The 26,465-nt window shown below is 41.1% G+C and carries 19 protein-coding genes; 3 read left to right on the top strand and 16 right to left on the bottom strand.

The window, feature by feature from the left end; genetic code table 11:
- Nucleotides 1–180 precede the first annotated feature (180 nt).
- Nucleotides 181–2,784: a hypothetical protein gene (locus AABK39_RS24865; protein ID WP_338395747.1), complete on the top strand. Its 2,604-nt coding sequence runs from the start codon at nt 181–183 to the stop codon at nt 2,782–2,784.
- A gap of 82 nt (nt 2,785–2,866) precedes the next feature.
- Here the strand turns inward: AABK39_RS24865 and AABK39_RS24860 are convergent, their stop codons facing one another.
- The 16 genes from AABK39_RS24860 to AABK39_RS24785 all read right to left on the bottom strand — a co-directional run bounded on the left by AABK39_RS24860 (nt 2,867) and on the right by AABK39_RS24785 (nt 24,378).
- Nucleotides 2,867–4,366 (bottom strand): M23/M56 family metallopeptidase, encoded by a 1,500-nt coding sequence (locus AABK39_RS24860; RefSeq protein ID WP_338395746.1) that lies wholly within the window; start codon nt 4,364–4,366, stop codon nt 2,867–2,869.
- Between the two features lies 1 nt (nt 4,367).
- Nucleotides 4,368–4,736, bottom strand: coding sequence for a BlaI/MecI/CopY family transcriptional regulator (locus AABK39_RS24855; protein WP_338395745.1), 369 nt, complete (start codon nt 4,734–4,736; stop codon nt 4,368–4,370).
- A gap of 382 nt (nt 4,737–5,118) precedes the next feature.
- The gene (locus tag AABK39_RS24850; RefSeq protein WP_338395744.1) at nt 5,119–6,561 is read right to left on the bottom strand and encodes a TolC family protein; all 1,443 of its coding nucleotides are present in this window, start codon (nt 6,559–6,561) and stop codon (nt 5,119–5,121) included.
- Nucleotides 6,562–6,670: 109 nt separating this feature from the next.
- Nucleotides 6,671–8,029 carry an HlyD family secretion protein gene (locus AABK39_RS24845; RefSeq protein ID WP_338395907.1) on the bottom strand — a complete coding sequence of 453 codons (1,359 nt, stop codon included), beginning with the start codon at nt 8,027–8,029 and terminating at the stop codon, nt 6,671–6,673.
- A 21-nt stretch (nt 8,030–8,050) separates the two neighbouring features.
- Nucleotides 8,051–9,745, bottom strand: a complete 1,695-nt coding sequence (locus AABK39_RS24840; protein WP_338395906.1) for a peptidase domain-containing ABC transporter — start codon at nt 9,743–9,745, stop codon at nt 8,051–8,053.
- 651 nt (nt 9,746–10,396) lie between these two features.
- Nucleotides 10,397–10,933, bottom strand: a complete 537-nt coding sequence (locus AABK39_RS24835; protein WP_338395905.1) for a GNAT family N-acetyltransferase — start codon at nt 10,931–10,933, stop codon at nt 10,397–10,399.
- A 378-nt stretch (nt 10,934–11,311) separates the two neighbouring features.
- Nucleotides 11,312–12,928 (bottom strand): S41 family peptidase, encoded by a 1,617-nt coding sequence (locus tag AABK39_RS24830; protein ID WP_338395904.1) that lies wholly within the window; start codon nt 12,926–12,928, stop codon nt 11,312–11,314.
- Between the two features lie 126 nt (nt 12,929–13,054).
- On the bottom strand, nt 13,055–13,708 hold the full coding sequence (locus AABK39_RS24825; RefSeq protein ID WP_338395903.1) for a YiiX family permuted papain-like enzyme: 654 nt from the start codon (nt 13,706–13,708) through the stop codon (nt 13,055–13,057).
- A 288-nt stretch (nt 13,709–13,996) separates the two neighbouring features.
- Nucleotides 13,997–14,773 (bottom strand): arylamine N-acetyltransferase family protein, encoded by a 777-nt coding sequence (locus AABK39_RS24820; RefSeq protein ID WP_338395902.1) that lies wholly within the window; start codon nt 14,771–14,773, stop codon nt 13,997–13,999.
- Nucleotides 14,774–14,803: 30 nt separating this feature from the next.
- A complete protein-coding gene (locus tag AABK39_RS24815) occupies nt 14,804–15,370 on the bottom strand; it encodes a hypothetical protein (RefSeq protein WP_338395901.1) in 567 nt (188 codons plus the stop codon).
- A gap of 31 nt (nt 15,371–15,401) precedes the next feature.
- The gene (locus AABK39_RS24810; protein WP_338395900.1) at nt 15,402–15,614 is read right to left on the bottom strand and encodes a hypothetical protein; all 213 of its coding nucleotides are present in this window, start codon (nt 15,612–15,614) and stop codon (nt 15,402–15,404) included.
- Between the two features lie 172 nt (nt 15,615–15,786).
- Complete coding sequence (locus AABK39_RS24805; protein WP_338395899.1) at nt 15,787–16,107, bottom strand: DUF7677 family protein; 321 nt, start codon at nt 16,105–16,107, stop codon at nt 15,787–15,789.
- A gap of 443 nt (nt 16,108–16,550) precedes the next feature.
- Complete coding sequence (locus tag AABK39_RS24800; protein WP_338395898.1) at nt 16,551–17,717, bottom strand: hypothetical protein; 1,167 nt, start codon at nt 17,715–17,717, stop codon at nt 16,551–16,553.
- A gap of 76 nt (nt 17,718–17,793) precedes the next feature.
- On the bottom strand, nt 17,794–21,072 hold the full coding sequence (locus AABK39_RS24795; protein ID WP_338395897.1) for a P-loop NTPase fold protein: 3,279 nt from the start codon (nt 21,070–21,072) through the stop codon (nt 17,794–17,796).
- A 1,052-nt stretch (nt 21,073–22,124) separates the two neighbouring features.
- Nucleotides 22,125–23,150, bottom strand: coding sequence for a site-specific tyrosine recombinase/integron integrase (gene xerA / locus AABK39_RS24790; protein WP_338395896.1), 1,026 nt, complete (start codon nt 23,148–23,150; stop codon nt 22,125–22,127).
- A 472-nt stretch (nt 23,151–23,622) separates the two neighbouring features.
- Entirely contained in the window at nt 23,623–24,378 is a 756-nt protein-coding gene (locus tag AABK39_RS24785; RefSeq protein WP_338395895.1) for a hypothetical protein, read from the bottom strand.
- A gap of 631 nt (nt 24,379–25,009) precedes the next feature.
- On the opposite strand from AABK39_RS24785, the gene AABK39_RS24780 reads away from it, so the two are divergent.
- Together AABK39_RS24780 and AABK39_RS24775 are read left to right on the top strand one after the other, a co-directional pair.
- Nucleotides 25,010–25,198, top strand: a complete 189-nt coding sequence (locus tag AABK39_RS24780; protein ID WP_338395426.1) for a hypothetical protein — start codon at nt 25,010–25,012, stop codon at nt 25,196–25,198.
- Between the two features lie 136 nt (nt 25,199–25,334).
- Nucleotides 25,335–26,369, top strand: coding sequence for a helix-turn-helix domain-containing protein (locus AABK39_RS24775; RefSeq protein WP_338395894.1), 1,035 nt, complete (start codon nt 25,335–25,337; stop codon nt 26,367–26,369).
- Nucleotides 26,370–26,465 lie beyond the last annotated feature (96 nt).

Below are 26,465 nucleotides of genomic sequence, written 5' to 3'. Positions count from 1 at the left end.
CTCTTAAAAGACATCTGTTACAGCCAATTGTGATAAAATACTCGCAAAAGCCTAGGTCTCACAATCGGTAACCGCCACAACCTGTTAACCCTCAAGACTTAGGGAAAAACATCCTCGAACCCACAACAGTTTCGGAGTGTAAGGCCAACCGGTTCAATACCCAAGGCCCTAAGCCTAATCATGTTCCAGCAACGCTCCAGAAACATAGCGAAAACCCAAAGCGCCGGCACCAACGGACTGGCGACAAACCCACCTGCGGCCCCCCCGATCCAATGCCTAATCTCCGCCTCGGAATTCGAAAGAGCAAAACCTCTAGCCTGCTCGGCCAATGTCCGCAGAATTTGGGACAAAATAACCGTAACGCTGGAAGACCTGGAACGATTCAAAAGCGATTATATAAGAATAAAGCCCCAAGCCGAAGATACCCGACGACCATTATCCGAGAAGAATCTGCTATACCGAATGCAGGCCCTAACAGAACTGGAAAGGTTGGTAAACCGGTATTTCTCTCTTTATCCCATTCGGGTAAAAATTGACAAGGAAAACGAGGAGCTTTTGCTTTTCCAGATACTGGACGACCTGGAAACGGAATGGACTGACTTAGCCGAAGAATTTCCGCCGGAAATGCTAATAGCAAAAAAAACGGACGATGGAAAAACAACATCGAGCAGTGAACTCAAAAGGGACGAATTTTATGACGCCCCACTTAAAAACCTCTATGCGAAAGGCGCTCTGAAAACTACTGGAAACCATGAGGAAGAAAGGCGAATCAGGGGGATGCTTTACCGCCTGTCAACTATTGACCAGGGAAATTTCTTATTCGAACAAATGGATAAAGAAATAGCCTACTCAAAACGAAAACTTCACCTAAGCTTAGACAGAGGGGAAGAAACAGAAAGGGAAGGCGCCAGAGCTAACGCTTCCGACTACCTTCCCGTTCCCGCACGACCGGGAGGATCCCACACAGTAAGCCCGGACGAAAACGGATACTTCAGTCCCGCTCCGGATTACTTGGTGCTCGCTTCTAGGATCGGACTTGCGTTCGATTCCATCGCTCCGGGAAAATATAACCGGGCCGGACTAAATCGCACGTTACCTAAACTGCTCAATACGCTACGCAAGGAAATGGAACTTCCAACTGTACCCGACCCTGCGCTAATCAGGGAAAATCCATTGTCTAGCGTACCTTTGCGTCCGCCCAGAAAGCTAGGCAATAAGGCGGAAGACGAGTTTGTATTCTTGGATACTGGCCTCATAGGCACCGAAAGCGTAGATGGGCCTTCCGTCGATAATGCCACAACCGCCGAGGAGCACCGATCAGAACCACAAGAGCCCCCGGAAACAAGCCTGACCCCTTGGGCAATCACCCAACGGGAGGACCCCGTTTTGCCGAAACCAACCAAACCCTTCGACTGGGTTTCGACCGGTAAAATGCCTACAAAGAAAGAAGACACCGAACGACGGGAAGCCCTATTGAAAACCCTGCTCGAGCCTCCGGAAGTACTCTGCGAAAACGCCAACTTCATGACACTCTTCAAGCCAAGCCAAGGTGCTTTTGGCGATGTATACCTCTTTCGCGGGACACCCGGAAAAGGTGCGCTCAAAATCCTGCGAGACGAACGTATGGACCAAGAAGCCGAAAGAGAACTCTTAGCCGCAAGCCTGATCCGCCTGTTGGGAAACAAAGTGACAGCGCCCAAGGGCCAACTGCTTTACTCCGACTCTCCGGAAGTGGACACGTTGATAACCAAAACCGAAGAAACCTCCCGACACATAGCCGGATTCTTGGACGATGACGAAAGTGGCGCTTCCCAAGAACTGGAAGGTTTGCTAACCGAACTAAGGGCCAACCTAAGGGCCGGCAGGTTCCAGCGTTCACCGCACTGCGCAATACTGTGGGACCAATGCCCGGGAAAAACGCTCTCTCTCTTCGCCAACGAAGAACGTCGCCGACGATTGGCCGGTACCGAAGGAAGGGAGTACGATACGCACTACCATCACCCCGAAGAAAGGGCCTCGGAATACCTACGCCCTCTAATGCGTGACCGTGATTTCTCCGAAGGCTTGGGCGAACTCTATTTCTACGACATCCTGTTAGGCAATCCCGACCGCTTTAGCGTAGCTCTTCACCACGGAAATATCCTTTATGATCCCGAAAGCCGTCAGGTACAGGCAATAGACCAAAGCCTCGGCTTATTCGGGGCCAACCGAATGTTGGGTTGTATTCTCCATAAGGGAAAAGGAAACCTTAAGCACAAAGACACTAAGGCCACCGGCTACACTTCGGCAGAAGCCAGCCAAATACTCGAAAGTCCCGTTCCAAACCCCGAACACCTAAAGGCTTTCGGTGCTAGGATGGAATACCTGCTAAGCGAACAAGTGGAAATATTTCTACAGGATTTTCTCTCAAAACCTACCCGCCCCTCCAGAATAATCGCAAAACTAATGAGACTATACGGACTCGCAGGCTTGCAAGGTAACGGACCTTTGGCCATTCAATACGGCTTCGCCCAAGCCCTCTACCGCCTGCCAAGCAAAGAGTTCTTGATGCGGGACTTAGGACAAGCCCACTTCAAAAACTTTCCGGACGAGGCTTTCCACCTCTTCCGTGCCATCGACAACACCATACAGAAAGTAAAATCCGTTTCGGACGAGCATTACTTAATGGCGCTAAGCGCATTAAATTCTACTTTAAGCGAAGGCGGATCATTCTCAATGAAAGATTTCGAGCAAGGACATCCCGCCCCCTCTATGCGGAAAGCGACCCAAAAAAGTCGGCGATAATAGATACAATGAACAACAAGCTATAAATAGTATTTACTGAATGCCCTTAATCCAGCCGTAATGAAATTATTCGATACGGTTATCAACAACCATCATCTTTCGAAGAGGATCTCCCTTTAGGGTTACGAGGCGGAGGCGGAGGCGGTGGAAACAGCAAATAATCCATAGGATCAACGGGCTTTCCGTCCTTTAATATTTCGAAATGAAGATGAGGCCCTGTCGACATGCCTGTATTTCCGGACAAGCCTACTATTCCACGGTCTTTCACCAATTCCCCCACTTTTACGTTCACTTTCGACAAGTGGCTGTAAAGCGTCACATAATCAGAGTTATGCCGGATGTATACATACAAACCCCTTGGCTTGCTAGCGTCGAGGTTAACCTTTTCAACCACACCGTCTTCCGCCGCTCTTATAGGGGTTCCTATTTTCGCCTTTATATCTACCCCGCTATGCATTCTTGCCTTGGTATTTGACTTACTCCTATTCCCTTTTTTGTCAAAAGGAAAAAACCGCTTACCGAATTTTGAGGTAATCTTTAATGGGGCCGCACCTCTTTGTATAGGGGCCACAAAGTGTAAATCCCCCGAATCTTTGAAAACGATCATCGTTTGATTAAGCCATTCGGGAAGCGAACCCGACGAAGGCAGAGGTTTTTCCAATGATTCCGACACGGCAGGAACTTCCTTGGCCGTAAAAGAAAATCCCATAAACGCCAATGCCACAACAGGGATTAGCGGGATTAAATGACGTTTGCTCAAACGCCTGTCAGGTTTTGCCAATTTCTCCATTCTTTTCTTAGTAAATGAGTTAAACATATTTGCCATATCCACCGTATCCGTAGATTTCAGAAACGACAGATTAAACAACAATTCCAAATAACGCTTTGTGCCTTCCGTGTTGGCCAAACACTTGTCCACCTCATACTCTTGCCACTCCGCCACACGACGGCAACCAAACCACACACCCGGATGAAACCAGAGTAAAACACCGCTTACCGACAGGAATATTTTTTCCCAACTATGCCCCAGCCGTATATGCGCTTCCTCATGTTTCAGTATTTGCGCCTGTTCATTGGGAGAAAGCCTGTCGAATTGGTTACCGATAAATATCTTTCCAAACGCCGAAAAGGCGATTTCCCTTCCTTCCACTTTATAACACCGAACGCCATTTATTTTTATAATCCGGGCATCCTTCGTTTTTTGATAAAGCGAGGATAACTGCCCTCCCAGTCTTATCATAAAAACCAAGAATCCAGAAACATAAAACAGAGGAAGATAACCGACAAAACTCATCCATAAAGGCTTAGCCGGGGCATCGCCCATATACACGCCAACTTCCTCGGAGCCCGCATCATCAAAAAAAGACACTTCCTCGGAAATAATCACTTGCGGAGAGACTTCCACAGGGAATTCCCACTGGTACTGACTCAACGGCAACACGAAAGCCAGCAACACACAACCCAAATACACACGCTTTTTAAGCGTATAACCAGACGTGTTTTTGAAAGGAAAATACAACACCGAGACAAAAGCCGTAAAAGCCAAAGCCACTTTCAAAATATAAATAAAAATATCCGTCATATCACTTGTCGTCAGGAAGGTTATCAATCATTGACTTAAGCGCTTTTATCTCTTCGGAACTTAAATCCTCACCGCCAATAAAAGAAGCCAAGTGTTTATAGGAATTGTCGAAATACCCAGTCAACATCTTGCGAAAAGAAAACTTGCCGTATTCCTCTTTCGATACCAACGGATAATACTCGTAAGTCTTTCCGTAAGCCTTAAAACCCAGAAAACCCTTCTTAGCCAATATTCTAGCCACTGACGACACGGTGCTATGGGGCGGTTTCCGGTCGTCCTGCAAATTATCGATAGCGTCCCGGACCGTCCCACGGCCCAATTTCCAAAACACTTGCATCAACTCTTCCTCTTTCTTTGTCAGCTGTTCCATATCATTCGATTATTCCGCTTAATAACTCGAAACACAGTCATATAACGGATTTATACGTTATGGTATTTTAAAAAAAACGTGTCGAAAAACACGCAATATATTCAGGTATAAATACCCTTTGATTAAACATTGAGAGATAAATCTTTTCCAATTATCAATTTATACTTACGCTAAGTAACGTATAAATACGTTAAACGGCAAAATTGTTTAAATGATTTTCAAAAAAATCAATCCAAACGGATTTACGTTTATTGTCAATAATTAATTATCAACCACTTAATCATTAAAGAAAAAGGACAATAGATATCCTATTGCCCTTTTCCGAAAAGGTTCTTACAAAACCTCTTAAGGAAATATTTAAAACCAAAAGCCTGATACCATATCAATAAACTCCTTCAAGCCTAGCCAAGCTATACTCTCTAGCCAACACTGACTTTCGGTTCTCGGCTACGGTTTTCAGAAGTTTTATCCTTGCGTCGAAGTAGTGTAGCTCCCGGGTATTTACTAAAAACAGGGAGCTTTCCCCCGAATCATAAAGCCTCAACTCGGCGTTCATCAATAATCGGTAATTATCCAAAGCATCGGAGAAAAGACCAACTTGCCTAGCGCTGATCTCCGATCTTTTCCAAGCCGTACGGGCTTTGGCCAACAAACTGACCCGCTTGTCTTCTATCTTCAGTTTCGCCTGTTCTATTTTTACCCGGTTTTTACGCAGATCGGCCCGCTCTTTACGGAGGAATATCGGTATTCCGAATTTGAGACCCCATTTATAATTATCGAATCCAAAATCGTATTTGTTTTCCGGGTCTTCCACGGCTTCCGAAAGCAATCTGTATTTCAAGTCCAGTTGAGGTTTCAGCATTTCCTTTTTCAACCTCCTGTCCGTCTTCAACATATCCAGTTCCAATTGCTTTTGCCTAAGCTCCGGATGTTCGGCCAATAAGGTTTCAATATCAGTGGTAGTCTCATCCTCCGCTATTTGCCCGTGGATTTCATCGGAACCGCTTGGCTTTATGTTCTCCCCAAGCTCCAAAGGAACCACGCCCTTAGCCCACAAAAATGTAGACAGATATTGCGAAGCCTCATATAAATCAGCGGTCGCTTGCTCCAGGTCCATTTGCCTGCTCTGTACTTGTATCAATGCCTTTAGCGTATCTATCGCCGGTTTATCTCCCGCATTCACCTTCCTGCGGATAGCCTCCAGCCTATTCTCCGCCAAAGACTTGGATTCCTCCCGGACCATCAAGGCATGATAAGCGTAAAACCACTGCCAATATGCCTTCCCGGCGTTGTACAGCAGATTATTGACTAACGCCAGCCTTTCCTCTTCCGTGTACGATGTATAAAACCGGGCCTTGCGCAAAGCCGTTCGACGCTCGTCCGTAAACAATCCCCTGCCCACTGGAATAGACATCTCCGCATAATACAAACCGGCGTCCGGAGTATACGATTCCGGATTCACGTAATCGCCCTCGCCTTGCTCTATCCCGGCATTTATCTGCGCGCCAAACCATACGGGAACTTTCAGCCCTCCGTCCAACACGTTATAGTAACTCTGTCCTCCAAAATATTTTTGGGAAATGCCAAACGAAGCCTTAGGGTCAAAACCGCCCCTGGCTTTCATCAAGGCCGCCTTTCCCAACTCTACTTGGCCTTGGCTCACCAAAGCCAAAGGATGGTCCGCCTTTACTTTTTTCATAAAATCGACAAAAGTAAACTCGTCGTCATTCTTGGACTCAGCCCCAGAATCATCCTGCGCCAAAGCGGACCCGAAGGTCAAAAAGCCCCCAACAAGAAGCAAAAACAATCGAAATATCGCTCTCATATATTTACTATACAGTAAAAGAGTAAACGGTAAAGAGTACAGAGTAAATAGACTGCGAGAAACCTAAAGGTAAAAGCAGTGACAGACAGTATCTAGTACTCGTTACGCCTTACTCTTTCCCCTTCTTTTTCTCTTCTTTCTTCGGTTCCGATTTATAATAATCCGCAGGAAAACCATTCGCATGGCGCCACAGCTCATACCAAACCGAAACAGTATTCAGTAACAACAGATTGTCAGTACCGGCACCAATTCTCAATGCCTTTGGCCAAGGCGTATCATCCGGATCCGGACTTACCAACACCCTATAAAGCCCATTTTCGCTGATCAGGTTATCGATGGTCACGATACGGCCACCGAAGGTTCCGTAACTGGCGCCAGGCCAACCCGAAAATACGATGGCAGGCCAACCGTCGAACCGAATCCGAACTTTTTCCCCAAGTCTTACCAAAGGCATGTCCATCGGTTTTACGTACATCTCCACGGCCAAATCGTAATGGGTAGGCGTAATGCTGACAATACTTGACCCGGCCTTAATAGTTTCCCCCACTCCAGTCCTGATCGCCTTATTCACGATTCCGGGCTGTGGCGCAGTTACGTAATACAAGCCCGATCGTACCAAATAATTGGTGTATTGCGTCCGCAACTTCGTAAGCGCGCCTTCGGCCTCAAAGAGGCTTGACATAGCCGTGAATTTATTCGATTCCGCCTTGGCTAGCTCGTCCCTAAACTTCGCGTCAATAGCGTCCAGTTCCACTTCGGCATTTTTCAGTTCGTTTAGGCTTACGTTAAGTTTATTTTCGGCTTCGCGCAAGGCGGTCAAGGCCTTCCGGCTGGTCAACCGTCTCTTTTCCAGATCAGTAAGAGATTTAAGACCTTCCTCATACAAGCCTTCATATCGTTTCAGCTGGTCATCGCTAATCTTCAGATTCAGCAAAGTGTTTTCGTATTTGGCGCTGTCGGTAGCCAGTTTGTAACGGGCTTGTTCCAGCTTATTTCCGGCTTGGCTAAGTTTCAGCTTATTACCCGCCACCATGGCAGCAATCTGATTGTCCAAGGCATTTATCTTTTCCATATAAGCCTTTACGGCGTTTTCCTTAGAATCTATTTGCTCTTGGGAACGCTTAACCAACATCGGGTCAAAATATGCTTCTTTGGTCTCGGAGATAAACAGGATGGTATCGCCGCGCTGTACGGTGTCGCCTTCCTGCACATACCATTTCTCTATCTTTCCCCCGATAATGGAATGTACCGTCTGCGGACGTTGCGAGGCCCTTAGCGCCGTCAGCGTGCCCCTTGAGTCAATATTCTGGGTCCAAGGCAAAAACATGGCCCCAAACATCAGCAGGAAAAAGATGGTGAAAAAACGGACAAGCCCGTATTTGCTCTCCTTGCCTGCCAAGGCCCTAAACGAGGCGAAATCCTCGGTCCGGACTCTCGATTCTATACTCTTTGGTGAAATATTCAGCATAACTTTTCTCGGACAGGCTTTTTAATCGTTGCCTTCCAACGGCAACTCTATAACTGATTTTTTGTCTACTTGGATCTTGCGGTCCATGTGGTCTTTCCAATATTCTTTTTCGCTAAACACCAACAGCGACCAGTTTCGCTCCGGAGCGGTCATATATTTTACTATTTCCTCCCTCTCCTGAGCCTGCAAAGATTCCAAACCGCCATCCATAATCATCAGCGAAGGCTTTTTGGCGATAGCCCGGGCTATCAGGATCTTGGTCACCACGTTTCGGGGAAGTTTTCCTCCGTTCGGTTTCAGTACGGTATTATAACCTTCCGGAAGGGCATTGACATAAGTATCCAACTTCAGCAACGACACCAACGCCGACACTTCTTTCATGCCCAAATCCCGGTTGCCCATCGTGACGTTTTCCATAAACGTTCCCTCGAAAATCCGTTGTTGCTCAAACACGCCACCTACCAACAAACGGATACTCTTACTGGTCAGGTTTGGCTCCGGCACGCCGTGGTAGGCCACACAACCTTCCTGCGGGCGATAAAGGTCCGCTACCATCTGCAAAAGCGCGCTTTTCAGCGGACGTTTGCCTGTGACCAACACTCGCTCTCCGGCGGCTAAAGACATTGAAACACCTGACAGAGTCTTGTCCTTGTGGCCGGGATATGTAAAGCTTACGTCCCGGAGTTCCACGTCCATACCTTTTCCGCCTTTGTCCAAGGTCTTCAACTCTTCGCCTTCCGTCCCCTCTATCTCAAGGTCAGTCAATTGCGATATCTTTGACAGTGCGGTCAACACATCATAAATGGTGTCCAGAGAAGAGATGATTTTTTCGACCGAGTTGATCACCAAAACGATGATAATCTCCGCGGCGATAAACTGCCCAATATTCATCAATTTGTTGATGACCATCAAACCGCCCAAAGCCAGCAAACCGGCCGTAACCAATGCTTTGAACAGGATCATTAACCAATATTGGTTGATCAAAATGGAAAAGTAGCTCTCGCGATCCTTGATATAGGCCTCGGAATATTCGTCGGTGCGCCTAAGCTCATAAGTGTCCGGCGAGGCGAACTTAAAGGTCATCGCCGAACGCGAAAGTTCCTGAAGCCAATGCGCTAGTTTGTATTTTTGCTTCGACACTTTCATACTGGCTTCATACCCTTTTTTACCGGTCATCTTGGCCATCACCACCAAGAAAACCAGCAGTACTATTCCGTAAATAATAAAGACAGGATGGTAGAGCGAGAGTAAAGCCAAACCGAAAAAGACTTGGAGACAAGCGGCTGAAAAATCGACAAGAATCTTGGACAGGCCCTTCTGCAGGGTCAGCGTATCGAAGAATCGGTTGGCAAGTTCCGGAACGTATTGCCGGAATAGGATCTCAAACCTGAGCCTCGGGATACGGTAAGCGAAACCGAAAGCCGCCCTGACGAATATCTTTTGCCGGATATTTTCCGTAAGCCTCAGCTGGGCCACCTGCAAAACCCCATTGGCCACTACGCCCGCCACCACTATAATGACAAGCACTACCCAAGAGGCGCTCACCTCTCCGCTTTGGATAAGGTTTACGGTGGCCTGAACGCCCAGCGGCAAAGTCAAACTCACCAAGCCCGCAAAAATGGCGTAAACGTAAATATTCCTGACCTCCTTCAGGTCCGGCTTCATCAGTAGCCAAAACCTTTGTAGCGGGGAGATCTCCTTCTGATTATTCTTCATCGACAAATTCGTCTGATTTTCTAATTCCCAAATTCCGGAGAAAATATCCCCGACAGCGACATAATCGCTATTCTCATGATTTACAAACCGTTACATTCCCCTTTTGGCAATATTCCAAAAAGTATCACTAATCTTGCCGAGCGTAAATCAACACGACGAAAAACCTCATGCAAAAGCATTCAGAACCTTTCGCTTCTTCCAAATCCCATATGCCTTATAATAGTTAGACTCTCTTTTGAGATAGCAATACTATCATTATAGTAAGTAAATGTCTCACTAAAGTTTCGTTTTTTCTATCAATAAATCTTATACCCATATAAGACAACCATAAACCCCTTATAAACACCCCATTATGAATACGTGAGAATTAACTGTAATTCCATTTTTCGATACCCGGGTTGGTATAATCCTATTACTTTGCAACAATGGACTGATCAAACCGGAAAAGAAGTATAAAGAGTGAGAAGAAGTATAAAAGAAAAACTTACCATGCTATAAAAGGAGTACGGTAGCCCGCTCATCCATAAAAATGATCACTAGGGGTGACCTCGAATAATAAAAAATCAGGTGCATTCCCAAAAGGCTGTACCGAAACAACAATAGAATGCACCTGGATAAAATCTTACTTTAAGAATCAGTACACAAACTCTTCTATTCCGTTTTAACAAGTAACCATTCGCTTCTTAATATCGAATAGAAATCGACATCTATTTTCTGCCCATTCTTGATTTCAGATTCTCTCATTGTCCCTTCATATTTAAAATTTATCTTCTCAAGGGCATTTTTGCATTTCATATTATCATTTACCACAAAACCCTCGATTCTGTTTAAGTCTAATTCCTCAAACCCATATTCGAACAGTTTGGGCATAATTTCCTTCAATATCCCTCTCCCCCAATATTCCTTCAACAACCATAAGCCTATCTCCGCTTTTCTATGTTGCTTGTCCAGGCTGTTAAAACCTCCCGCACCACAAAATTGGTCATCCTTTTTATCGTAAATACCCCACCAAATGCCCGTTCCCTCTTTCTTCAAATTTCTGTACCACTCCATCTGTTCTTCCGTTTCTTCTAGTGTCGGGAAATGAACGTCATAGTATTTGGTTATTTCAGGATCGGATAATCCCTTGTGAATATTATTTATATCAGATGGTCTTATCTCTTTTAGAATATAATTTCTAGTCTCCACTGTATATCTATTTTGGTAAAGTTATATAGTTCGGTAACCTTATGATATTCCGAATATGGGTATCTATAAACTAATCCATAAGATGGATTGATTTTATAGGCCCTGCAAATTCTATTTAAATTTGGACCGAACCAGTGTATATTCGCTGTAATTATATTTCAAATATGCTCAGTTATTTACGTCATTGTCCACACATCAAAGCGGATATAGAGTCACGTGTTATCAACGATAATTGATGAAAGGAAAACCGATTTTTAGGCCGTAAAAGTCGAACAGGAGATGAAATGAGAGTAAAAAAATAATTGTCAAATAAGAAATCAGAAAGGCAGTCATGGCCGATAAAGCTGTCTCACACACCATTGACTGACTACGCTGTTTTTATAGCCTATTTTTTATTACCCAATCTATCCAACTATCTTTTAACAAGTCATCTGTCTTAAAACTTTTGGGGAAAGAAGTTGGGTATACTGAAGGTTCCAAATTTATATCTGGCTTTGTACCATATAGTTCATTGGCAGTACCATTAGCGTTAAATGTCATTTCTATTTCTGTTCTAAATAACAAATGGCAATTGGGAACTTCATATATTAAAGGAACATGAACCGCTCCTGCCCCACCACCACTATTAACCCCAATAATTGTCGATAATCCTAATTGTTGATGGAGTCTGATTATAGTTTCAGATGCTGAATAGCAATTGTTATCGATCAAAAGAAATACTTTACCCTTGAAGTTATAATTGTTGTCCGGGACAATATTTCTTGTTGTTTTAAAATAGTAATAGTCATCATTCGGGGAATTATTTCTTCTAAAAGAATCCGGCAACTCATCGAACTCTATTTTTTGTATATCTCCAAAGTCTATAACCCGAGCAAATGACTTTTTGAAATTATCTAATGTCTGATACCTCCGGATAGAACTGTCAAACATTTCTTTATTAACAACCGCATATTGAGTATAGGTATAATTCTTATCAAGAAAAGGTTTTACAAATAAACACTCTCCATAAACCGTATTACCTCCTCCATGTCCCCTAAAATCAATTATTAGGTTTTCGTAATCTTCTTTAGTGTTTTCGAAGAAGTCCGAAATTATTTTACGATCGTTCTTGATGCTAACGGTGTCAGGAAAGCCATATACTTTAATATATGCCAGGTCTTCCCTAAGTTTTTTACATAATATTGTCTTATTTAAATATGGATAATTCATTGTATTCTTAACTCCTTTTTTCTTTTCAAGTGACAACTTGGCTCTATTGCTTTTTGGAGTCAAAAACTCAACATCCCAGTGATCTTTGGTATCGTCAGCGTTCACAGAAAAAGGGCTACCAGTAGATGAAAAAGGAATTTTCAATTTAGTGTCCCAACGGAATGGCAGTATGTGCTGTATAGACTTAACATAGTCTAATGGTTTTAATCCGTCAATGGAAGTAATAACAGAGCCTTTTTCAATAGTTCTTCCATTTACAGTTAACCCTTTATCAGTAATGTAATAACCATTCTTATAACTAACCGATAAGTCCGAACGCCAGTTCTTACTGCTTTGGTCTAATCGGGCTATCCAATGGTCTCCTAACTCTATCGCTCTTTTTGAAATTCCAAGTTTAGCGATTAGTCTAGAAGTATCACCAGACGGTTCGAATTGTTCAAATAATGTTTGGGGTGAAAGTATACTGGTATGACAATTCCCTTGTCCCAAAATTTGGATAAGCTCTCCAAGCAAAAGAATAAACTCCTTATTTGATTTAGACCCTATAGCTCTATTTATGTAATTCTCTTCTAATTTGATTAGATCCGTTAGGCCAAACTCACGCTCCAATATATCCCTAAAGGGAGATTTACCCTTAATAAACTCAAACATGAATTTTACGTCCTCAACTTTCTGTTGATTCGTTAACTCAATTAATAGAGGACTATTTTTCTTTGAATTCGATACCTGGCAAGTTGAATTATTAAGGCCAAAAGCTATTAATAAAAAAATGATAGTCTTTTTCACCTGTTGAAATTTAATAGCTCAAACAAAGTAGCGTAAAAGTTCAATCTTCGCCTTGTTTTCGTTCAACACTAGCTTACATGACTAGATTTTCTAGCCTATATATAAAGGCTTATTTATTGCTACATTTTATTTTTCTAATACAGTTATTAATTTTCTGGAACCGAACATTGTTGCTGGTGAAATCACTTTTTCATTAAATGGGATGCTATCACCATAACGCTCTTTTATTATAGATTTCACGATGTCACTACTCAGATCAAAATCCGAAAGCTGTTCGAGCTCTCCTATTTCAATATTTATTCCTTGCTTATATATTTTCCATACGAGTTCTGAACAATATATCTTGTCATCGCTCCATTTAAAGTAAATATCATATGTTTTGCCGATGAACCTATCGCAAAGTTGTTTTATCTTCAATATATTCGAATCCGTCAGTATTTGATCTGCGTTTCTAAGTCGCTTAATCACATAATGTCCATTCTCACCGCGATCAATCCATTTTCGAAGAGGTGTTAGTTTCACTGGTTGAACAGCTTCAAAAACAAGATACTTCCCTTCAATTTCAAATATGATTCCCATATGGCTATACTTAGACTTTGTCGCCAATTGAATCGCTTTACTTTGACTTGATTTTGATGTTTGAAAAACAATGTCCCCATTTTGGATTATTTGCTCAAGTGCCAAACTATCAAATAGAACAACGCCTTCTTTTATTCTATTTGTAAACGGGTTAATTGTTCCCCAACAAGTAAGGAAAACCAAAATTAGCATATCAGTCATCAAATTCTTTCCATATTTTTTTACTGGGGCATTGATATCATTTATTTGCGATTAGCACCTCATATTGAAGTTAATAATCATTACTATTTTAAGCGCATAGTTGGACTACACCTTAATAGTTGAAAACAACCTTTCTGATTAGAACACAATATATTAAAACATAGCTAATCCTATATCAGGATAGGAAAAAACATCCTATAGCAAGGTACAGATCGTATTTCTTATTCTGGAATACAAAATAAGACTATCCAGACCGTATAAGGCCTTACTTATTACTACATGTTTTTTCTAATAATTAGCCTTAATCTGGTTTTCATCAATACCAAACCAATTCAGTAATACATGATTGTACTCTCCTGAAGAGAACTCCTTATTCGTTTTTACAATTGCCCCTTCAGTAATTTTTAAAGTATTCCCTGAAATGGTAATTCTCCCTTTTTCAGTTGGTTTACTTATAATCTTTTTCTCGGTAAAATGTGAATTCGAACTTGTTTGGTGATAAATACACATTCCTTCAAATTCACATAAATCTCGTTCTTTTAATGTGAAAATATACTCGATTGATTTAGCTCCATTTTCCTCTTTGGAAACCTTATAATAATCAGATTCATATTCTTCTATAACAAAATTTCCTCTTGGGTCGGATTGTATAGTATTGATTTCGATTTTTAAAGGATAGAAAGTAAATTCCCCAAATCCCACATCTACCAAATACAATATCTGATCGATGGTTACAATTATCGCCATATGGTCGAATTCTCTTCCAAAATCCTCTTTTCCATTATCGTAAACTCGTGCTGATATCATTTTGGAGTCAAACCCTATTTCCCTTAACAGGTCACAGAACAGGCCGTTTAGCTCATAGCAAAATCCCCCCCTTTTCCTTTCAACAATTTTATGATAAAATTTCTCTCTGTCTAAATCAATCGGGTTATTGTAATGGATATCCAGATTTTCAAATGGCACGTTTAGAAGGTGATTCTTCTGTAGTTCTTTTAAAACCTCAATTGTGGGGATTAATTTTCCTTCGTAATTAATTCTGTTTAGATATTTCTCTATATCCATGTAAGAGTTATCTTTTTATTGCTGATATTTTCATCCTTCTTTCTGTTTAAAGAAAAGGTTTCCTCCATTAGGATATACTGGAAAATTTGGTGGCACAACCATAATATTATTATAATTCATATGATAGATGTGTCTATATGGATTTTCTAGCTTTTCCATAATCTCTTTTGCAAGATAAGGCATCGAGTAAAAGACAAACTCCCCTATTCCCAAAATCAACCACTGTTCAATATTCCTTCCCTCACTAGGGTTAGGAAGGGATACTGATTTTGACATTTCATGAAATGAGCTATATGTCTCAATATCCCAATCATAGAAGGTTAATAATTCACTAAAATCATAATTCAAATGTGGTGATATAATTTTCCTCCAATTTTCTAATTTTTGTTCACCCTCAATAACTTCATTTAAAAAATGTGCTACGGTACTTGTAGGGCTTTCTATTACTAAAGCAGGGTGTTCGCCACTTCCTCCTCCTAATAGCAATTGATTTTCATCACATTTAAAATCACCTTCAATTTTTTCTAGTGGATGGTAAACGGGAAGGTATCCTAATTGCCCCACTAATTCATGCTTAAAAGAATCTATATGACTCATTGTTTATTACTATTTATCTATAATAATGGCACTAAAATGCATTTTTTCTCTTGTTGGTAGTAGTTTTTTCCTTTTTATATTTTTCTAAATCCTTTATGAATTCTTCAAGCTTAATCTCAAACTTCCTTTTCGTCATATTGATTGAAGCTATTCTATTTGAATCATCATTCCAATTTGCTGGAAATTCAGTTGAAGCTTTAATTTCAAAAATACCTTGCCCACCTTCTCTTTCTCCTTCAAACATTGGGGTAACAATGAAGCACAGATAGAAATATATTTTTGATTCATACTTGAAATAAATACCCAATGTTCATCATCCTACCAATCCTTATTCGAACCAATGGTTTCTATTTCCCATTTATTCTTTAGGGGTTCTTGTTCAATCTGATATTCGTATCCCAATTTTTAAGAACTCATCAAATTTTATCTATTAGCGATGGGGCTCCGTGAAGTTCAATTTCCCAATCCTCGTATGGAGGTTCAACCTCAAAGCCTGGTTCACAATATGACCTGATATAATCAACAGCTCTTTTTTCAGCATATTTCGCGTTTAGTACATTCCCCTCCGAGTCAAGTTCCATAACATTCGCGTATATGGCAAAAGCTTGCTCAATTGCGCTAGGCTCTTCTCCAAAAAGCTCCAAGTAATTTACTCCCTCTAATTGATAATGAGTTCCACTAGCAATGAAGTATGCAAATGTTCTTAATGCTCCGCTGAATGAGTTACTTAATTTCATATTGTTCTTATTACTGCCAACGGTTTGAATAAACAGTCGTTTTAATGCTGTATATTTTTTGTTGTAGCACGTTTATCATTTATTCTTTTCGCTGTCACAAATGTGCCAGTCACTAAAATCCATGTTATCAGACAATCCCAAAACAGATTGTTTATGTGCCATCCAGAATTTGGTATTGGACAATCAACCATGAATTCATAGTAATATGTAAACGGGAATCCAATTTTAAGTTCATAGACATCTCTCAACCTATACAGGGGAGAGATTTGGAATAATACAGTCATAAAGGAAATAGAAAAGAAAACCAATATTGACAATCCTGTTCCATAAACTAAATTCAATATTACACTTCCCTTCTTCATAATTATGTGCTACAACGATGGCGCTAAAATGGCATAGCTCACTACGTTCGCTATGCCATTTTAGCGCGTATTAGCGGTTTATTATTTAAATCTAATTGACTGAACAGTCTTTTTAAATTTAGCTTTAAAACTCTCAATATCTCGATCTGCAGTTCCTGCAAATAGAATACTACTCTTATCACCTACCAATAATACTTGATAGAGAATCCCTTCTTTAGATTCAATCTCAGTTTTGGTGTCTAATATAAAAGCGGTAAAACCTCCAATCTTTTCTTTTTGTATATCTCTATTCTTGAGCTTAGCACCTCCTTTTTCAAAACGCCAAGGTAGATCGTTAGCAAATTGTTCAGCTTTCATTTCAGACATTTGAGGCATCATAGCTATATTCATAAGAGCACCTGCGTTGGGATTTTTTAAATCAGATTTCCCATTTTCCGTATAGATGATCATATTTGACATGGACATTGCATGTTTAAATCCAGTAATAGATTCATCAAATTCAAAATTTGCTAGCTCTAATGGATTCAAATTGAATGACTTGTCGTAGTAGATAGTTTTGAAAATTTCTTGGAGTTCCTTTTTTCCTTCATCATCTGAATTTTTACAAACTCCAGCAACAAAAACAAGAAAATCATCATCTCCAAATGCCATTATTAGTTTGGTTTCTCCAGGGTATTTAGAAGGTCCTTCAGTATATACGCAATTATACTCATTTAGAAAGAGATTCTTTAGGATACCATCATCAGTAATCCCTTTCGCCCTAAGAGCTTCTTTGGTGAAATTTGATTTTGCTTCGGTAAAAGACGAACCACTTGTTTCAATAACCTGAAAATATAATTTATCCTTCCTTTGATAACGGGCTAGCTCTTTAACATATTCATAGTTTGAAGGGGCAATACAGAATACTTTAGTTCCGCTAATTCTTTTGTGTTTTTGAGTTTTTGTAGTTGTAATTTGATTTGTAAACTCCTCCAAATCCTGAGCAAAAGAGTAAAAAGTTGTAAAAAATAGAAGTAAAAAAAGTACATTCTTCATGTTAAAATATTGCTTTTGTTTTTTATTAAAATTACCGCTAACGGATGGGTATATGCAAATGTGGGCGATTGCGGGCTTCAAACTTATCAAACCGATAAGATGTTGAAGCGGGCTACTGCCCTTGATTTTAGCACATCCCGCCCATTTTGTATATACCGTGTTGTGTTTTCGTGCTTTATCCTCCGCAGTCTGTCCGTGTGTTGGGGCAGCCATACTCTTTGACAAGATTTGGTCTGTGCGCTGGCTCTTTTGAGGGACTTGGCAATGTGTATGGATGCGAAGGGCTGGGCTATTGTTCATTTTTATCTTCTTCAGTTTCTGAAATCACCGAAATGCCAATTTTTTCAGCAAATGACATCAATTCGGAGTCTGTACTATCGGATTCAATTCTTTGAAGAATATTTTCTTTGAAATCAGCAGCGTCATCTTTTGCTTCGATAATAATTGGAATATAAAAGTCTTTGTCAGAAGTAATTATTTTTAAGCAATTGTCGTTTGAAACAATTCTGCCTAAAATTGTTCTCGTAATATCTCCTGGTTTATCTGATAGCTTCCCATAGCTTTTGAGAAAATCACTGAAAAATTGAAATAGTTGAACAGATATATTATTCTCACGAATATAATAATCTCGAATATCCCGAATAGTTGGAGCAATGTCCTTCTTTTTTGCCATTTCAATAAACTCGAACCAAATAGTTTCATTTTCTGGAATGCCAATTGAAGTTTCGGAAATACTCTTAAGTACTTGTTTTATGGCATTAAAAAAGTTACGAGGCAAACTATTTAATTTAGAATTATATTTTAGCCAGTATAAAGCATTAAAAATATACGATTCATCATTAGCCCAATCTGAAATAATTTCTTCTGAACTAATACTGTTTAAATACTCCTTTAGAATAGCATTAATGTGTTTCGTTAGAGTATTTGTTGTACTTGTTGAATACTTATAGAAATCATGATTTGGAACAATAGTGCGAATATTGTCAACAGTTATTTTATCAACATAACCTGACCAATCATCTAGTCTTTTTAATAATTCATTTTCGCTAACATTAATTGAACTAACTAGGTCAAAGAAATGTGGTAAAACCGAATTTAAATTCATTCTTGATACACCATAGCTATTTAATGTTAATAGTCTACAAACATTATGGACTAAATTATTACCCCATGTACGGGTTAGAATCAACAAGTCCCCATAACATATATAGTGTTCAATCCTTTTTGCTACCTCGACGAACAAGTCTTCATTACCAGATTGAAGCCAAGAGGTTGTTTTATCAACCCAAGTATTCATTAATTGCCTATTGTTTTGTCTTTGAGCTACTTGTCTATTCTGACTAATAAATTGGTCATATTCATCGGCAAATTTAATTCTTATACATAGCACATCATAAAACCCGTCAAAATCTTCATTAGCTACCTTTAATATTTCATGTAAGTTTTCTTTCGATATAGTTTGGTCAAGTAAACGACTCTTAGAAAAAGATTTCTGTAAGGTAATTAGATTTATAAAGTTGTCAGAGGTTACCGTATTTTCAGAGATAAGAGTTTCAAGAGTTTCAAAAGATTTTGGGAAACTATAATTTTTTGAATCCAAATCATTATAGTTAACATCAAGTATGTTTGAAGAAAAATCCTCTTTTATACAATCTGCAACAAAACTATCTAATCTAGAAGGTTCTGTTTTAACTTTAAATCTTTTGTAATCAGATTGCGATTCTATTAAATAATCAAGAAAAATTTTAGCTTCCACTTGTTTCGGAGAAAGAAGGTCAGGAAGCTCAATTTGAATGCTATTTTCATTCAAAAAGCTCTCAACTGCTAGAAGAGTTTTATAATAAACAGCACCATTAAAATCTTTTATTTTGCCATAACAGCTGGTAATATGGTTTAAAAGTTTAAGTTGACTATCATGTGAAATATTCTGTAATAGTTTTTTGAACTTATCGTCAAATTCAAAAGATTCAATATTGTGTTCAATCTGTTTTGAATTAAGCGTTTCCCATATCAGGTCTAACCTTTCTAGTATTTCACTATTTAAATTAGATTTCTCTAAATGACTTAGTTCTAATATTGCTTTATCAACCTCTAAACCATTGTTATAGATTACTTCTTCCAGTATATATATAAAATATGGATGTTTACTCAACTCTATAATCCCATTTTGACCTTCTTGTCTTAATGCAAGCTCAATATCTCTAAGTAGCAATACTTGGGAGGCTTTTTCAAGAGGCACATTAAATGCCAAAGCAGAAATATTATTCTGCAATTCAGCATCATCAGAAAGTAAGTCACCTAAAGAATCAAGATAATCGTTTTTCAAAATTGTTTCCTGTGGGTTTTCAAGGATATAATCTTTCTTTTTTGAAAATATCGCAATATACCTAAGCTTTATCTCTTCACCCCAAATTCGTTTTAAGGTAACAAGCTCGTTAATAAATAAAATAATATCCCTTGGAGTAAATTTTGAGGTTAATCGGTCATATATCGTGAGAACTAATTGAATCTCTTGATTCTCAGAGTCACCAAAAGCCTCTTTAAATTTTGTCACAAAAAAGTTTTTCCAGTCTGTTAAAACTGGAGGAGAAACTCTATAAATTATGGAAAATGTTTTGTTTAAAAACTCATTTGTTGTAGTGCTATTTCCATTTTTAAAAGCCTCGCTTAAATGCTCTCTATCAAAAGGAATAATAACTGTAATTTTAGGATACTTCTCTTCTGCGAAGAAAGTATGAATAGACGACCAAATTTCTTTAACATTTTCAGGAGGTAACCTATCCATATTGTCATAGACAATAATTAGTTCTTTAGACTTTAGACTTTTAGATATAGAATGCATCCACTCTTTAAATTCTTTTACAGACGGTTCTATTTCAGAAAATATTTCTAGGGTTGTATCTTCAAGCTGTTTTCCTTTATAGATGTAAAATAAACTTGATAAATTAATCCATTTTTTGCTTTTAGAAATAAAACGTTTATAAAGTGTAGACAGTAGCCAAATAGTTGTTGATAGTATTAATAGAGATGCCGAAAACAATAATTTAAGAAGTGTTGCTTGGTTGCTATCTCCCAATATATCTGATATTAAAGCAAGAATAGGAGTGAAAATAAAAATTAGTCCAACTATAACAATTCCAAAGCTCAGCTTAGGAACAGTCTTTTGGTTTGTCTCTCTTTTTTTTGCGAGTAGAAACTTAATTTTTTCTGTCCAAGTTACTTCATGGTGAACACCTGACAAGTCAATATGCTCAGTTTTTGTCTCTAGTAAATCATCATCTGAAGATAGCAAATCAAGAGTTTGTTCTTCAAGAAATGCTCTTCTTTGAGAATCTTCTTGATGCCCCCAGCAATCATAGACATATAAATGGTGGGTATCTGATAAATTTTCTTTTATTAATTCTATAATAGTGGATTTTCCTGTTCCCCAACCTCCTTCTAATCCTAATACTTTGAGGGAGTTATTCCCGTCTTTAATATGCTCTGCAATGCTGTTTGCTATTCTCTGATGAGATTTACCTTCAAATTGGTCTTCGGCTGTAGGTTTACTGTTAATATAATTTGGCATATCTATAATTTAATATTTCTTATCCTCAGGTGCGTCGGCTAAAATTTGGCTCTTTTGCAAGCTGAAGCGTCAGCATGTGGGTTTGGGCTTGCAAATGTGCCAAATGTGCGTTGGCATTTTATGTACGGGTCTCTCTTTGCATGAAACACAACGAGGGCGCTAAAATGGCCTAGCGAACGTAGTGAGCTATGCATTTTTAGCGCGTGTTATCTGTTTTAGATTTCAATTTTTTTTGGGACTTCCAATTTATATCCAGTGAATTTTTTCTCTCGAAGTACTTTATTTAGTTCTTCTGAAATATAAAATTTACCAGTATTATAGATTAAATCATATTTATCAATTATACTTTTACTAAGTTTAATCTTTTTATAGCCAATTCGTGTTAAGGTATTTCTTCTTAACTCTATTTGAGTATCAATAGAAGAGATTTTCGGTAAGCCAAATGTATCTAGTTCATTTGACTTATCTCGTTTACAATCTTTATATAATTGGTTCTTTAATGCTTGATATTCATCTAGATTATGCAGTTTTATATTGCTTACTTCATCTAAGCCATTCTGTGTGAAAAATTCTGACTGTTTGAAAATGACAAATTCAAATAAGTCGAAACAAATGAAGAGTAAATAATAGTTAAATTTTAACCCGTCACTTTCAATTTGTATTGGAAAGGCTCTATGTTCAGGGAGTTTATAACTCTTAAGGACTTTGTAAACTGAATCTTTTATTTAGATTCCATTTGTACAAAAAACTTGAGAAGCAAAATCAGTTAATTTTCCTTGACAGGACAATATTAATTTAGTTAAGTCTAATTTATAGTTGCGGAAATTGCTACACTCTAAATTGTATATTGAATTGACAGAATCAGCGAAATAATCTTCTGGTAAATCAACTTGGTTTAATTTGATCCTTAAGTCATTTTTAATCTGATAAAGCATTTTTTCAATTTAGGAATTACAGATAACGTATCAATAACAGGAATTCCTGTTATTTCCCGTATACTAAGATACCTTCCCGCTTGCAAAAATGAAAATTTTTATCATTGAAAAATCTAATCATAAATCCAATTGATCAAGCGGATTCTTGATATTATTAAGTCCCATCTCAGTTATATGAGTGTATACCTCAGTTGTCTTACTGTCGTTTTGGCCAAGCAAATGCTGTATATAGCGTAGATCCACGCCGTTTTCCAACAAATGGGTCGCGCAACTGTGCCTAAGCGTGTGTGGGCAAACATTTTTCTTGATTCCTACAGCCTTACTGTATCGCTTCAGAAATTTCCGTACACTTGACGGGCTATATTGCCCTCCCGAAGGCCCTTCAAACAGGTATTCCTCAGGATTATACCGTTTCAGGTATGCCCTCACCATCAATTCGGTACGCTCGGCAAGTGGCACATACCTGTCTTTTTTGCCCTTGGCCTGCTTCAGCAATATTCTCCGGCTACCGTAGTCAATATCCGAAACCTTCATTGAAATCAGCTCGCTTATCCTTAGCCCACAACTGTAGATAACAGTCACTATCGTCTTGTGTTTCACATTCGGGATCCCTTTTAGTAATGCGCTCATCTCTGTTTGACTCAACACCGTCGGTAGATTCCGTCCGCTACGGGGCCTTTCCACAAAGTATGTCCGCCGTTGCCCTCCCAACACCTTCTCATAAAAGAACTTTATGGCGTTGATCATCTGGTTCTGGTACGATTCGCTCACTTCCCTCTCGGCCACCAAATGGCGCATATAGGCCTTAATTTGATCCGCCGTTATCTCTTCGGGACTATGGGCGTAGTGATAACTCAAAAACTCAGAAAACATCGAAGTGTATGTCCTCACGGTGGATTCGCTATAACGTTTCACTCGCAATTTCTCTTTCATCTCTTCCGGGCAGGGCCTGTAATGCTCCCTTAGGCGCTTGGTCTTCTTTTTCGCCCTTTTCTCTCTACAGTCTTCCACCTCTATCTCCGGATACATCGGCGCCAGCACCTCTTTTACCTTTGCCAAAACTTTATCGGTATAAGGCAAAATCCAATGCTTGTTTACGGCGTCATACCTACCGCCAGCTTCGCAGGCTCTTACTTGTAACATAAGTTCCTTTTATTTCTGATATATGCACCTGAACAAAATTATCCTTGTTCTATTCGTCTCATTGGTTAGTAGATTATTGATTCCAATGCGTTCCAAAAAACTAATTTCAGGCCTTTATTTTTCTTCCATAACCGTAATGCTTTTGGATGGAAGAAAAATTTGTAGCCGTATTTAAGAGATTTTTTGGTTACTTTTTGATCTTTCAACTAGCGAAGCGTTCTCATGAACTCCTTTGAAAGAAAACAAGAGTGAATAAAAAGTAACACCGGAGCTTGTTATAAGCAAGCCGTTTATGGTTTCGGGATATCGTCTTTTATATGTCGTAGTGCATACGGCAAAAAACAGGAGCCATTCAGGCAAAATAAGGGCCGAACCGCAAACCGAAACCTAAAAAAACGAACGCATAATATATTCAGGGTAAACAGAAGGCGGAGCCCGAAAGCCCCGCCCATTAATCCCGCATAACGCCAAACTACACCGCGCTGTGATACCCCGCTATGCCCATCGCGTTGTACGCGCCGTTGCTCAGCGGATACAGCTCTCCGTTCATCGCTTGCAAAAACTCGATCCCCGCCAGCGCCAGCGTATGCCCGGAGAGGCTCTTGTCATAGCCCGCCTCCAGCGCCACCGCCACCTCGTCCAGACTGTCCACGGCCGTTTCCGGCCCCGTGGCCGAGGCCGACACCTGCCCGGCATTGTCGAAATCAAGACTCGCCGCCGCCAAGCGCAAACGGAAATGCGTGGCCCCCGAAGGCGCCACCACGTCCCGGGCCGGCAATACGGTACCCGCCCATGTCACCTTCTCCGCCGAATCGTCAAAAGCCAAGCCCAGAGGCGCCGCCAAAGCCGTATCGACAGAAGCGTTCGCGTTAAAGCCGAATCCCGCCAACAAGCCCAAATCGCCCGCCGACACCTTCCGCTCGCCCCGCCTGTTCACGCCGTCGGTCTTCAGCACCCTGTACAGCGCGCTCCCCAGCCTCGCCGTAACGTTGCCCGAGGCGTTACCCACCAACTCCCTGCGAAACGCCGTCCGCACCAACTTGCCCTGGCGGGCCACCTCCGAAAACTCAGCCACGTTCTCACGCGTACGCCTATACCTCGGGTCGTTCCTGATCCGCGCGCCGCTCACGCCCCCGGACCGTCTGGCATAATACTTCCCGTCTTTTCGGTAGAACGAGATACCGTCAATTTTGCCCTCAATCTTGAGGATTCCACTTTGTCTAGCCATAAGGCACAATACATTTAAGAGATAAAGAATAATCCCGGAACGGACGCCCCGGAACAGCGGAAAACCTTTTTCCGCAAAAACCGCCGAAACCTTACCGGCCATTTTCCCCCGTCTTTCATGATGGGATCAAGATGGGATAAGCCACGGATGAAGATGGGATAATGATACTTTGAGCATTTCCCACAAGGCCAGAAAAAAGACCGTTTTCCATACGGAAACGGCCCAAACCTTACGTCTCCCGGCCCGATAAACCACAGTCACCGTAATACTAACCATATTGACCTTTTGCCTTTGGTTTATACCGCTATATACCCGAAAAACCCATAAAAAGATACCCATGGGAGTACAGAAGGGTACAATAAGGTCACAAAAGGCACCATTTGGCCATTTTATTTATCCAAAAAACGAATTATATTAGTATAAATTCAACCGAAAATCAAAAACCCCGTAGAGACACGGCATGCCTTGTCTCCCCATGCGGACGGTCATGCCCCAATACAAAAAAAATCCAAACGGAGGGACTTGAACCATCTTGTCCGACCGGACCAGAAGGACAAACATATTATAACGTACAGACAGGGCAAGTCCTGTCTCCCAACGCAAATGATCCGGCCAACAAAAAACAATCAAAATGAACAGACTGACAATCTACCCCAAAGACATCCAGCGCCTAACGGGCAAATCCCTCAGCGGTGCGCGCAAAGAATACCGCCGCCTCAAACAACAGCTCGGCAAAACCGCCGGCCAATACCTGACCCTCTCCGAATACTGCGCCCAAACGGGAATCTGCCCCAAAGAGGCCGCGGAGCACCTATCGTAGCTACATTAATTAGCCATTACTTAGTATTCTACTTTTATTATCAATTTAAGTTGAAATAATTTGGCATTCACATTTCAAAACAATTAATTAGACAAACAATAACGAAGAATAATACAATATCATCAAACCCAAACATATGTTGCAATACACCCATATCCGCCACAACGTCCGGCTCAAACTCCGCATATCCTGGGAAGAATACGCCCTCTGCGATTACGTCCACTTCCGGTCCAACTCCCCGAGGGCAAAGGGCCGCCAATGCCTCGACTCCCGGGTCGAGATCGCCGACTTCCTAGGCGTGTCGCCCCGCACACTCACCGACATGATCGCCAAGATGCAGGCCAAGGGTCTGATCACAAGGAGCGCCACCGCCAAATACGGCCTGAAACCCGGACCCCGGTGGACCAAAGCCATGGACGGCCAATTCGACGACACCTTGGAAATAGAGGGGGAGGAAGAACACCAAACCGAAGCGGGACCGGCAACAGCGGAACAGGAAAAAAACGAACCGGGGCAGGGGACTTCGCAAGCCGAAAACCCGAAACAGAACCGCCGGAAAAAACAGCGGGCCACCGCCAATACCACCAAACGGAAACCGCCAGTCCGCCATGCGGAATTTGCCGATACCGACAGGCAAAATTCGCCGGACCAAAACGCAAATATTGCCGACGCCCACAAGCAGAATACGCGGGATCAGCGCGCAAATTTTGCCGACACACTATATAAAGAAAAGAAAGAAAGAGTAACAACAAAGGGAAAAGAATACGCGCGCGAAGCCCCCTTGGTTTCCGACCATCGGAAAATCCCTTATTTCGACACCGCCTTGCGGAGCTACCACGCCTTCTTCCTATCGCACACCGGACTGCCGCCCGCCGTCGGCGCCCAAGACCGCAAAGCCCTGGCCGAGATCATGTCCCATTTCCGCGAATGTTCCGGTAGCCACAGCCAGGCCCTCGCCGCATTCCGGCACCTGCTGGCCGAATGGCCCTCCGTACGCCAAAACGACCCCTTCCTCGGACGCCAGCAGGATCTCAGGAGCATCCGCCGAAACCTCAACCAGCTTCTCGCGCTCTTGTCCGAAAAGAGCAGGTCCAAAGCTCTGGCCTCACGCCAAACCCAAGATCCGCTAGCCATTTTCGACACCGAATTCGTACAGGGACATGCCCACTGAAGCTAACCACTTTGTCCGGTTCCTGAGGCTAACCTCCAGAAGCACGGAATCTAGCAAAACCGTATAGACAGGGGGATTCTCTGCATCTCCCACAAA

This window comes from Fulvitalea axinellae, assembly GCF_036492835.1.
Lineage (GTDB): Bacteria > Bacteroidota > Bacteroidia > Cytophagales > Cyclobacteriaceae > Fulvitalea > Fulvitalea axinellae.
The sequence above is the reverse complement of the archived record's forward strand: the minus strand, read 5'-3'. Positions and strand labels throughout refer to the sequence as shown.